This window comes from Anabaena sp. UHCC 0399, from assembly GCF_034931465.1.
GTDB classification, from domain to species: Bacteria; Cyanobacteriota; Cyanobacteriia; order Cyanobacteriales; family Nostocaceae; genus Trichormus; species Trichormus minutissimus.
The window spans coordinates 46564-59185 of the sequence record NZ_JAYGGZ010000032.1; the positions used below are offsets into that span (position 1 = coordinate 46564).

Genomic DNA, 12622 nt, shown 5'->3' on the forward strand with positions numbered 1-12622 from the left:
AGCAACAATATTAATTAATCAATAGAAATGCAGTCCTTAGAGTAAATTATGCTGCTATTACATGAAACCTCGAATTATTGTTTGCGGCTTAGAACGTACTGGATATAAAATCTTTCGTTTGCTCAGACAACAGGGAGCGTTTGTAGTTGGTATTCATCACAAACCCATCTCTGGCGAAGCAGCAGGCGATGTGATTATTGGTAGTTTATGTGCAGCTGCTACCCTAACAGCCGCAGGAATTCAGGAGGCGCATACCTTAGTTATAGCAGGAGCAGAGGATGAACTAAATTTATCAATCATGATGCAGGCGCGGGTACTAAATCCCCACATTCGGATTATTAACCGCCTATATAATCATAACTTGGGTGAACGTCTGGATAAAACCTTAACAGACCACTTAAGTATGAGTGTTGTGGGATTAGCAGCACCATTATTCACCTTTGCCGCTTTGGGAAATCAAGCGATCGGGCAAATCAAGTTATACGATCAAACTTGGCCAATTCAAGAAGTATATATTGATGAAAGCCATCCTTGGTTGGGTCGTCAATTGAGTGAATTGTGGGAAGATCCTACACGGATGCCGATTTATTACTTACCCCTAGAAGGTGAGATGAATTTAATATCGGCGGTAATTTCGGGACAAGAATTAAAAATAGGCGATCGCTTAATTATTGGTATCCAACCCCGCTTCCGCCCCATCCGTCGATCCTTAATTAAAAAATTCCTAAAAATATTAACTAGTCTGCGTCAGTTTCAGCAACATGGGCAATCAGTAGTAGTTGGTGCAATCGTGCTAATGGTAGTGATTTTAACTGCCACACTCACCTATATGTCTACAGAATTAAGTTTGTCTGTGGTGGATGCGCTATATTTCTCTGTAGGCATGATTACAGGCGCAGGTGGCAATGACCAAGTTGTAGAAAATGCCCCCAATAGTATTAAATTATTTACTGTGGTCATAATGCTAGTGGGAGCAGTGGTCATTGGTATTTGGTACGCCATGCTTACCGATTTTGTTTTAGGTAGCCGCTTCAAGCAGTTTTGGGATGTAGCCCGTGTTCCTCAACGTCATCATTATATAGTCTGTGGTTTAAGTGGCATTGGCAATCGCATTGTGCAGCAACTCCATAGCACTGGTCATGAAGTTGTAGCCATTGAAACTGACTCCAACAATAGATATATCAACTCTGTCCGTGGATTGGGTATCCCTGTAATTCAAGGTGATGCTAGTTTCCGCACCATCCTGCAAACTAGCAATGTGCATACAGCAGCAGCAGTATTAACTGTGACTAACAACGATGCCATGAATCTAGAAATAGCCCTGAAAGCCAAAGGTTTAGCACCCAAAATTCCGGTGATTGTCCATTACGCTGACCCAGATTTTGCGGGAATGGCAAAGCAGGTGTTTGACTTTGAAGCCGTACTCAGTTCCGCAGAATTGGCAGCTCCTGCATTTGCGGCTGCGGCTTTAGGTGGACGCATCTTGGGCAATGGCATCACCGCCGATAAACTTTGGGTAGCTTTTGCAACTTTAATTACACCATCACATCCTTTTTGTAGCAAGTTGGTAAAAGACATCGCCATGTCTGCTAACTGTGTACCTTTATATATGGAAAGGAATGGTCTAAGAGTTCAAGGCTGGGATTTACTCACCACTTACCTGAATGAAGGGGATGTTTTATATTTGACAATGCCAGCAAATCGTTTATATTTATTGTGGCGAGACGAGCGAATTAGTGCTACACAAGCTTAATCTGAGAGATAATTCCTAACCAACTCTCCGCGTACCTCTGCGCTTACCTCTCTTACCCTCTGCGTTAAAACTTCCACCCAAAGCCAAATTACAAGCTTTCCATCAATTCAATACACTTGTGCATCTGCTGACGCATGGTCTCGACATTACCATGAAATCGCCGCCCATGTCCTGGTAACACCCACTCAAAGGTGTAATTTGCCAACTCTCGCATCGATTTAATCTGTTCTGACCACGAATACCAGCAGTAATCACGGAATGCAGCCAACTGATGCAACCTTTCTGACCAAGCGAGATGGTCGCCAGTAAACAGAAACTGGTTTTTGTAAAGTAGAACTGTGTGTCCTTTAGTGTGACCAGGAACAGGAATAATTAACAAATCTGGTTCAAGCAAAAATGGTTCAGAACCTGTTAGCTGCATTTCTACATCGTGAGTACCCGCACCAATATCGTCAGAGTGAAGAATGCGATCGCACTGAAAATGTTCAGCAAACTTTTGATGATCTGCCACATCATCTTGGTGACTCAGATACAGATAACGAATTCCCCCCATTTCTTCTATCCGCCTAACTAACGGTGGCGCAAACCGGGGAGAGTCCACCAATATATTCCCTTCTGAACGTTGAATTAAATAGCTAGCAGCACCATAGGATTTTTCTGAATGATAGCCACAGTGGTAAACATTTTTATCTACTAAAATGGGAAAACTTTGTTGAGCAATTTTAATATCTTTTGGCTTTTCAACTGTCCCGATAGAACTAGTAGGACAAGCCAAAAGTGCTTGCAATGCTGCTAATCTTTCCGCTTCAGTTGTTGGTTGATGATGCACTGCTGACTGTTCATCAACACGATAAAATACATCAGGAGTCATCCAGCGACAGGTATCACAATCAATACAGCTAGTATCAACATAAAAATCGCCTGCAACATTTTGGGGGCGACGAATATTTAAATTAGCCATGATATACCTCTGTGTGCCTAGCTAACCCCTATGTCATCACGTTAGCAAAATTAGCCTACTTCTATCAGAACCAATAGATAGAATTCGTAATTCGTAACGATGCTCCGCCCCACTACGCTCTAAGCGCAGCTATGCCGCAGGCTTTACGTAATTCGTAATAGCGGCAAGGCTAATAAAGTTATCCTGAAACCTTGTAGAGACGTAGCAGTGCTACGTCTCTATGTCTCTACTTTTTCACCAGATGTCTATGTATGAGCATTTAACCTTTAAACCCAGGGATTAATCTTTTTAGTGCGCGTCCAGCGACATTACTATAGGAAAGTTCACCACATAAAACTTTACCTATGATTTGGGGACTAGAAGGACGCTTAATTCCAACTTGATAACCAACACCAGGAAAGCGATAAAATGCTCCGGCTAATTTTTTTGCCCAAGCCATTTCCGAACCCCATCTTTCATGGATGATCTCGGTGTATTGTTCTAAAGCATTGATATCACCAGCAAGTGCTTGATCAATCATCCCAGCAGCTACTAAACCGCTAAAAATCGAGGGACGAATACCTTCAGCTGATATTGGATCAACTACACAAGCAGCTTCACCAGCCAAAACAGCATTTTGAGTATGCAGCTTTTGATTACCATCCCACACGCAAAGGGGATGACCATATTGCTTACTATTTTTCACATCTACATTAAATGATTGGGCATATTCAGCCACAATTTTCTTAAAGTTTTGGGGTTCTCCACCAATAAAAGTGCCTACTCCAATGGAATAACCATCAGCTTTAGGGAAGTTCCAAATATAGCCATTTTTCACTAAACCAAACTCAACGTGAATTGTAGATTTGTCTTCCACATCAGCCGGAATTTCCGCTTCTAAAGCTCCTGCTAGACGGCGTTTACGATCTTTGAAGCCTAGCCATTTTGCCATCGACCCCTTTGCACCATCTGCGGCGATGAGGTAGCGTCCTGCGACTTGACCATTGACTGTATTGACTTGCCAATGGTCGCTGTTAAATTCAATACCTGTCACTTCTGTGTTGTCGCGCAGTTCAGCACCTTGTTTCTGGGCTTGCTGGACTAAAAAATGGTCGAAAATATCTCGTCGCACCATCCAAACTGGTTCTTTGGTGGTGATTTGCGCTTCTACCGGATCATTTAAGTTCCAGGTAAAGCGAATTGAATCTACTTTTAAGGAAATTGCTGGGCTAAAGTCAAAGTCAAACCAGTCAGCGATCGCAGGTGACACGCCACCACCACAAGGTTTATATCTAGGTAGGGATTCTTTTTCTAAAATTAATACTGAACGCCCTTTTTTAGCTAAATGATATGCTGCTGTTCCACCCGCAGGCCCAGCACCAACAATGATGGTGTCGTACATAAGCAATTCAAAATTCTTGCATTCAAAATTAATAAACCCAGGAAAAAGGGGAAAGTTCTCCAGGGAAAAAGAAAATTTCTTTCGCCTTCTCCCTTTGACCTTTTCCCCTCCTCCCATCAATAACAGGAAAGGCTTTACTGTCACCTGTCACCTGTCCCCTGTCCCCTATTTAGACAGTGCTGATATCTTTTTCTTTTTCCGCCAGTAACTCGTCAATTTTTGTCGTGTACTGGTTGGTCAGTTTTTGCAGTTTATCTTGTTGGTCTTTGGATTCGTCCTCAGAAATCTCTGAGGCTTTCTCTTGTTTGCGAATGGAGTCTATCGCCTCACGGCGGATGTTGCGAATCCCTACGCGACCTTCTTCAGCGTACTTGGCAGCTATTTTGACTAGTTCTTTACGGCGATCGCTAGTTAATGGTGGTATATTCAAGCGAATTACCGAACCGTCGTTGCTGGGTGTTAAACCTACATCTGAGAGGGAAATTGCCTTCTCAACTATGTTTAAGCTGCTTTTATCGTAGGGCTGAATCAGGACGGTTGTAGCATCTGGGGTACTGATATTGGCCAGTGATTTTAAGGGTGTAGGTGAACCGTAGTAGTCCACCAATACTTTATCTAGCAAACTGGCATTAGCGCGGCCAGTGCGGATTGTGTTAAATGCTTGTTGAGTGGACTCAACAGTTTTTTGCATTTTATTTTGAGCGTCAGCTAATTTCACACGAACCTCCCACAAGGGTACCGATAGATTCTCCTAAAACTGCCCGGCGAATATTGCCGCGCATTGTTAGGTCAAAGACTAAAATGGGGATATTGTTTTCTTTACACAAGGCGATCGCGGTACTATCCATTACCCGCAAATCATTCGCTAAAACATGGGTGTAGGTCAGACTAGTGTAACGTTTTGCATTCGGATAAATTTCCGGGTCAGCATCGTATATACCATCTACCTTAGTAGCTTTAAAAATTACTTCTGCATCAATTTCTGCGGCTCTCAATGCTGCGGTAGTATCTGTAGTAAAAAATGGATTTCCAGAACCTGCGCCAAAAATAACCACCCGACCTTTTTCAAGATGACGGATGGCGCGACGACGAATATATGGTTCTGCTAGTTCTTGCATAGCGATCGCAGTTTGTACCCGCGTCTGTACTCCTATACGTTCTAGTGAATCTTGCAGTGTCATGGCATTCATAACCGTGGCTATCATGCCAATGTAGTCGGCGGTTGCCCTGTCCATCCCCGCCGAGGCTGCTTTTACGCCGCGAAAGATGTTGCCACCACCCACGACGATGGCCATCTGCACGCCTGTAGCTATCACCTCGGCGATTTCCTGGCCGATTTCTTTGACCACTTCTGGATCAATGCCATAGCCCATGTTGCCCATTAAGGCTTCACCGCTCAGTTTAAGTAAAACCCGTCGGTAATTCGTCGTTCCCATGAAATCACGCTTTATCAAAAAAGTTGCAATTGCCTCCAATTTAAGATAGCAGTAGTATGACTATCTATGTCTATATCCGCCAGATTATTGAAGTGCCTACTGGTTCTGTTTCAGGTGTGGTGATTTCTTCACCTTTAAACAAGGCTGCGATCGCATTTTTGAGATAGTCTTCACCCATACCTAATGGTTCGTGAGGATGATTGTCAATCTGTCCTCTATATCGCAATATACCATGACTGTCTACCAGAAACGCCATCGGTGTAGCGATCGCGCCAAAACTCCGACTCACATCTTGGGTTGAATCCCATAGGTAAGGAAAGCTCAACTGGCGGTTTTCCGCAAAAACCTTCATACTTTCCAAGTTGTTCCCCGGAAACCCAGTATGATCACTGGCATTTATCCCAATTAATATAAATCCGTCTGCTTGAAATTCCGCTTGGATTTCTTTTAGTCTGTTGAGATATAAATTTACATAAGGGCAGTTGTGGCACATAAAAATGACACCAACTACACGGAAATTTTCTAAATAACGTCTAAGGTGGTGTACTTGATTGTGAATGCCTGGCAGTTCAAAATCTGGTGCGTAACCACCAACAGGAGTATCAATTGTTTCAGTTCTAGCCATCTTCTTTCTCTGGAAGGTACTAGCAATAAAAATGTAGGTTAAGTTTTGCGTCAATTTTTTAGACGCAAACCACCCGTTAGCAGATGCTTAACATTCAATATATCTTATAAGCAGATTTCAGATACGCAACTTGTAAAACTACTGAATTTGCACTTGTGTTATTTTCATAAACTTTTGGATAAATGATGTATTACCCAGTCTTGATATCAAGAAATCCGCCTGGCAAAATTATTGCTTTGAGTTATAAATTTGTCAAAAAGTAACCTAGAAAATATTTAGTTCTATGTTGGATAAATTAGATGAAGATAAGGGATAGTGAGCATGATGTTATTATGCGATCGCTAGGCTGAACACTTGATAAATTTTGCTCAAAGTTTAAAATGATATTCATCAAGAATTACTCATGCCTTTGGGCTTTTTATTTTTGAAATTTGCAGCATAAATTTTTTAGTATTCGTAATTTCTCATGACTACTCAGACTATCAACTCTGATTCTCCAAAAACCTGGACTTGGCGAGGCTTCCCAATTTGCTATCAAACTCAAGGAAATACAGGGCCATCTGTGGTTCTAGTACATGGCTTTGGGGCTTCGTGGTTGCATTGGCGAAAAAATATCCCCGTGTTAGCCGAAAACTGCCGTGTTTATGCAATAGATTTAATTGGTTTCGGTGCTTCAGCTAAACCACAACCAGAAGTCGAAATGGCATACACACTAGAAAACTGGGGACAGCAAGTAGCAGATTTTTGTCGCGAAGTAGTAGGTGAACCAGCTTTTTTAGTAGGAAATTCTATTGGCTGTATTGTAGTGATGCAAGCAGCCGTGAGTAACCCAGACATTGCACTGGGAATTACTTTAATTAACTGTTCTCTACGATTATTGCACGATCGCAAACGAGAAGCTTTACCTTGGTCACGTCGTTTTGGTGCACCCGTACTGCAACGGATATTATCTATCAAACCAATTGGCAAATTCTTTTTTAATCAAGTCGCACAGCCAAAAACAGTCCGAAAAATTTTATTGCAAGCCTACGCTAACGCGGAGATAGTTACAGATGAGTTAGTAGACATTCTCACCGCACCAGCAAAAGACCCTGGTGCTGTAGCTGTATTTTTAGCTTTCACCTCATATTCTACAGGGCCTCTGCCAGAAGACCTTTTACCCCATCTACCTTGTCCAGCAATTATCCTGTGGGGAACAGCCGACCCGTGGGAAAATATAGACTTAGGGAGAGAATTAGCTAATTATCCCCAAGTTTTGAAATTTATTCCCTTAGAAGGCGTAGGACATTGCCCTCAAGATGAAGCACCTGAAGTAGTCAACCCAATTATACAAGACTGGGTTTGGGAGCGTTCCAAAATCCTCGATGCAGAAACACTGAATACCTAACAAAAAATTGTAGAGACGTTGCATTGCAACGTCTCTCACAAAGCGATTCAGTGTTTGGGTTTGACCCATTTATTATTTGTAAATACGTCCGCGCAGTTGGATTTTCCAGCCACGACCATCTCTTTCATAGCCACTTTGACCCATCATCATACCTTGACCGTAACCACCTTTATCACCGCAAGGACAATCTTCTTCGTCTCGTTGAGGAAGACCCATTATGGGCATTTGATCTTGTGGTGCTATAGTTGAAAATTGACCTCCGACTAAAAATTCTTGTTCTTCTGTCGATAAATCCAGCAATAAATCGGATGCAATTGTTTGACGCAACATAATTTTTTACCTCACTTACTTAAATAGGTTTGTAAAACCTACATTTTTATTATTAGAAATTAGGCAAATTTTTCAACTATTCTATAGTTATAAAATTGCCGAATAAATATGTATCTTTTGGCTTAAAATAATATTATTTTAAATTGATTAGCATTTTAATATTATGAATGTTTTTTCTGCTAAGTCCTTCAATGATTAACACCTGAGAAAATATATAAGCACCCATATAGGAGAAATACCTATATGGGTGCAAAATGGCAATTACTGTGTTAACTTCTTCTCAAATGTACGAGTACCAATTAGTTAAAACTAGTGGCAACTGGAGTCATGGAGAAGTAAAAAACTACATGTTAGGTGTAGTACCTAGTGGTCTGTCAAACCTACTTTGACGGTTGGTAAGACTTGATAAATCGGCATCTATACAGAACAACTGTTCGTCAATTATGCCTTGACAGACTACTAGTCTTAGCATCTCTGTTCCGTTGATTTAATCAAAGAACAGATAACATTTTCCAAACTCACTCAAAGTTTGATTTATCTTGAGTGAGTTATGGAAATCTTATCTATCAGTCCTCCATACCATTGCCAGTGCTAATGCCACCATTTAAGCACTTAGCAAATGGCTTGACTGTTATGATGTGACCGATAACCATACGTGCTTTAGTGGGTAATGCTGGGCAAGTTGGTTCTTCACCATCTTCACTATCAACACCAGTACCACCTACACCAGCACTACCAACGCCACCGCTACCCATACCGCAACCACCTTTGTATCGTTTCCATCTACCACCAGATAAAAGTTGCTGTTCATCTGTGGATAAATCAGTTAATAACTCGGTTGCAATTGTTTGACTCAACATAATTCTTTACCTCACTTACGTTACATAGGTGTGAATCACCTATACTTCTTTTATATATATTTTTTTTATTAAAAGAATTATTCTTTGGTTATAAAAATGAGAGGTCATAATTCTACCTTTAGATATTGCATAAAAAACTTTGAATCTAATGTTTTGTACTTAAAAAATATTGAGTATTTTAGGGTAATTAACCTTGAAAAATAAATAGCACCCACATAGGAAAAATACCTACATGGGTGCAAAATTCGAGATTAAATTACGTAACTAATTAGCAATGGTTCAAAATTAATTAAATCGTAAGCATCTCCTGATACATCTTCTCAATCTGAAACATCTTCTAGGACTTCCAAATCCGCCCGAAAACCCTCCTTGTTGTCCTCCTGATAAAAGCTGCTGTTCATCTATAGATAAATCAGCGAATAAGTCGGTTGCAATTGTTTGAATCAACATAATTCTTTACCTCACTTACATTATTTAGGTGCTACACACCTATGTTTTTATTATTAATTAAACATGAGATTAATAACATATTCTATGGATATATAAATGTTGATTAAATATCTATCTTTAGTCTAAAAACCATAGCATCTTATTAGCAGGAAAGATTATATCTGCCAACAAAAAAATATGTAATGCTTTAGTGAAAATTTTTATTTTTATTTTGTCGAATTAAGTTTAGAATTTAACCCGATCTAAAACTTGTATAAGACTCCTATTTGATTGTTTTCAGTTAGTCTATATACGTAGGTAAGCACCCATGCTGATGAATTGTATGGGTGTAATTATAGTAATATTTCTGCATTCAGAACTCAAAGGTGCGAAGATAATCAAGAAAAAGGAAGAAAGCTAGATATTAAAAATAGTATCTAGCTTATTGATCTCTAAGTCGTTGACTAACGAATTCAAAGAACAAATAAGACAGATAAAACGTACTCAATTTAATTAATAATTAGTAGTTTTATCTGTCTTCTCCTCCCACCACAAACCGCCATTTTTAACGTACTCGACGTACTCTTACGAGGCCTGTGCTGCTAATTCTGTAGACACGAGTAGTACCAACACCAGCACTATCTAAGCCATCTTTACCTGTACTGGATATGGGTGTTTCTTCATCTCCACCCTCATCATCAAAGAATTGTCCACCAGCTAGAAGCTGTTGTTCATTTGTGGATAGATCCACAATTAAATCTGATAAAGCCATTTGCTGTAACATGATTTTTTTACCTCACTTACGTTAAATAGGTGTTGATCACCTATGCTTTTATTATTAGGTATTTACAAATAATTTGAATTATCCTTAAGTTAGAAAACAACTGATTTTGGGTTATTTCTTTTGGATAATGAAAAATCAAATAGCAAGTGTTAAACCATGAAACATATAAATATTCGTTTTCATCAAAATAGAGCTATATATATAGCTTTTATCGGTTGAGTGAAGTAAGTACAAAAAACCACGCTCAATCCCTTTCCACAAGCGAAAAAGGGTCTACCATATAGCTTATGTGATTAGAAAAAATTATAATGCAACTAATAATTTTCTAAAATTACTTAATATCATATGGGACTCATATTTGAGTCCTATATTTATGGATATAACCACATTTATACAGATAAAAACTTTAAATGTTCTCCCGGTTGAGCAAGTAAACTTTCCAGATTACCTTGCATTTGGACTTTACCTTGATCTAGCAAAACAATCCAATCAGCACGCTGCACTACGCTAGGACGGTGGGTAATCAAAATTGTGGTTTTTCCTTGGCGATGCTCTAGGAGGCGATCTAAGACTTGAGTTTCACTAACTGGGTCTAATCCAGCAGTTGCTTCATCTAAAATTAGTACAGGTGGATTAGTCATAACCCCTCTTGCGATCGCTAATCGTTGTTTTTGTCCACCAGAGAGATTCGCCCCAAATTCTCCCAACACTGTTTGATACTTGCTAGGTAGTTGACTAATAAAACCATCGGCATCAGCAACATGGCAAGCTGTGACAATTTCTTCAAAAGGAATGTGTGGAGTTCCTAAACGGAAATTTTCTAAAATCGAGCGACTCCAAAAATGTGGTTCTTGGGGGATATAAACTACCTGCTGTCGCAAACAATCAAGGGATAAATCGTGAATATTATAAAAACCAATGCGGATATTGCCAGAATTAGGTTGATATAAACCCGCCATAAGTTTCGCTAAAGAACTCTTACCACAGCCTGACTTACCAATCAAAGCAATAACCTGACCACCAGGGATTTTTAGGGAAAAATCTTCTAATAAATCAACTCTACCAGGGTGGTGAAAGTTGATATGGGAAAAACGAATATCTGTATCACCCGCTATTTGTGCAACAGGCTTTTGTATTTTTTCATCCTCTTCTGGAGTTGCATCAATCACTTCTAACAGCCGAGCAACAGCAGTTTGAGAGCGAAAATATTCATCAACTAAACCCACTAAAGTACCTATTAATGCCAAAACATTAAACTGGAGAGCATTAATAGCCAACATTTGACCAATGCTTAATTGTCCCTGAACCACCAGCATACTGCCTAGACCCAGTAAGACCACACCGCCAATTGTGGATAGGAATTTAGCGAGAGTATTGTTAATAATGCCAATTTGAATAGTGCTAAAGGTGAGATTAGCTAGACGACCAAAACGACTTTGCAATTCATCCCAAAATTGCGGCGCGGCATTTGTAGTTTTTAGCACCTGTGCGCCTTTAAAGGTTTCTACTAACACACCTTGATTTTCTGCACCCAAAACTAATAGATTCCGCGTCTTTTGTTGCAGGACTGGTAAAAGCGGCAAGGTGGATAAACTCATTAAACCGCCAATCAAAATTACGGCGATCGCTAACTGCCAACTATAAAACAGCATCAAGGCAAAAGAAATAACCGCAATGAAAAACTGACTAGGTAACAGAACTACAATCTGTGATATTAATTGGTTAATTTCATTAATATCTCTGAGTCGGCTAGTGATTTCCCCACTACGGCGAGATTCGTAATAAGTTAAGGGTAATTGTAATATTCTGCGTCCAAACTCTAACACCAGACCTAATTGCAGCCGTTGCCCAAAATGAGCAATCATGGTCGATTCTAATAATTCCAGAGTGCTACCAAATAAAGTCATGACCACAACAGCTGTGACTACAACAGTCAGTAGCTGGGTATCTCCACGAACTAAGACATCATCTGTCAGTATTTGAATCAGAACAGGAGTACCTAACCCCAATATGCCCATAACAATGTTGAGCATAAAAACCTGGAATAATAGCCCACGATAGGGTAAAAGACGCTGAAAAAACCGTACAAAACCCGCCTGGGGTTTTTCTTGGGGTTGTTGCGAAAAACGATTGGGATCTGGCTCAATTAAGAGCATGACCCCATTCCAGGCTGCTTTTAACTCTTCCTTACTGACATAACGCAGACCGACACCAGGATCAGCTATGACATACTTTTTCCCCCGCTTGTCGTGTAAAACTACCCAGTGGTAGCCCTGCCAGTGAATAATAACTGGCAAACGTAGTTCTTTAATTCTGTCAATGATTTCCGGTGAAGCTTTCACGGCTCTGGTATTGAAACCGAGATTTTCAGAACCGCGTTTAAGACCTAATAAAGTTGTACCTAATTGTCCTGTTCCTACTGCTTCTCGGCTTTTATTTAAACTTAAAAAGCGTCCATAACGTCTACAAATTGTCACTAGACAAGCTGCGCCACAGTCTTCTTCACTGAACTGTAAAACACACGGGTAATTCTTTTTGAAACCAAACATAATAATTCAAAATTCAAAATGAACAATGAAAGATGTTGACTATTTACTGGGGTATTTATTGGACATTAAGGTAAAATCTCCCTTCCCTACTAACTACTCCCTACTCCCTACTCATCACTCAGCACTC

Annotated in this window: 11 protein-coding genes; 2 read left to right on the top strand and 9 right to left on the bottom strand. The window is 40.1% G+C overall.

The features are described from left to right. Positions 1–61 precede the first annotated feature (61 nt). Positions 62–1753 (top strand): NAD-binding protein, encoded by a 1692-nt coding sequence (locus VB693_RS17545; RefSeq protein WP_323267374.1) that lies wholly within the window; start codon positions 62–64, stop codon positions 1751–1753. A gap of 88 nt (positions 1754–1841) precedes the next feature. On the opposite strand, the gene VB693_RS17550 is transcribed toward VB693_RS17545, so the two are convergent. The 5 genes from VB693_RS17550 to VB693_RS17570 form a co-directional block, all read right to left on the bottom strand. After that, a complete protein-coding gene (locus VB693_RS17550; protein ID WP_323267375.1) occupies positions 1842–2714 on the bottom strand; it encodes an MBL fold metallo-hydrolase in 873 nt (290 codons plus the stop codon). A gap of 259 nt (positions 2715–2973) precedes the next feature. Beyond that, positions 2974–4095, bottom strand: a complete 1122-nt coding sequence (locus VB693_RS17555) for a geranylgeranyl reductase family protein (protein WP_323267376.1) — start codon at positions 4093–4095, stop codon at positions 2974–2976. A 169-nt stretch (positions 4096–4264) separates the two neighbouring features. Next, the gene (gene frr / locus VB693_RS17560) at positions 4265–4813 is read right to left on the bottom strand and encodes a ribosome recycling factor (RefSeq protein ID WP_190703964.1); all 549 of its coding nucleotides are present in this window, start codon (positions 4811–4813) and stop codon (positions 4265–4267) included. After that, positions 4800–5531, bottom strand: a complete 732-nt coding sequence (gene pyrH, locus VB693_RS17565) for a UMP kinase (protein ID WP_190703966.1) — start codon at positions 5529–5531, stop codon at positions 4800–4802. The genes frr and pyrH overlap by 14 nt, the downstream gene beginning before the upstream one ends. Before the next feature lie 70 nt (positions 5532–5601). Beyond that, a complete protein-coding gene (locus tag VB693_RS17570) occupies positions 5602–6156 on the bottom strand; it encodes a thioredoxin family protein (protein WP_323267377.1) in 555 nt (184 codons plus the stop codon). Positions 6157–6622: 466 nt separating this feature from the next. On the opposite strand from VB693_RS17570, the gene VB693_RS17575 reads away from it, so the two are divergent. Beyond that, the gene (locus VB693_RS17575; RefSeq protein ID WP_323267378.1) at positions 6623–7543 is read left to right on the top strand and encodes an alpha/beta fold hydrolase; all 921 of its coding nucleotides are present in this window, start codon (positions 6623–6625) and stop codon (positions 7541–7543) included. A 72-nt stretch (positions 7544–7615) separates the two neighbouring features. On the opposite strand, the gene VB693_RS17580 is transcribed toward VB693_RS17575, so the two are convergent. The 4 genes from VB693_RS17580 to VB693_RS17595 form a co-directional block, all read right to left on the bottom strand. After that, positions 7616–7873: a hypothetical protein gene (locus VB693_RS17580; protein ID WP_323267379.1), complete on the bottom strand. Its 258-nt coding sequence runs from the start codon at positions 7871–7873 to the stop codon at positions 7616–7618. Between the two features lie 566 nt (positions 7874–8439). Beyond that, positions 8440–8733 (bottom strand): hypothetical protein, encoded by a 294-nt coding sequence (locus VB693_RS17585; RefSeq protein ID WP_323267380.1) that lies wholly within the window; start codon positions 8731–8733, stop codon positions 8440–8442. Between the two features lie 994 nt (positions 8734–9727). Further along, entirely contained in the window at positions 9728–9946 is a 219-nt protein-coding gene (locus VB693_RS17590) for a hypothetical protein (protein WP_323267381.1), read from the bottom strand. A 389-nt stretch (positions 9947–10335) separates the two neighbouring features. Beyond that, positions 10336–12495, bottom strand: coding sequence for a peptidase domain-containing ABC transporter (locus VB693_RS17595; RefSeq protein ID WP_323267382.1), 2160 nt, complete (start codon positions 12493–12495; stop codon positions 10336–10338). Positions 12496–12622: the final 127 nt, after the last annotated feature.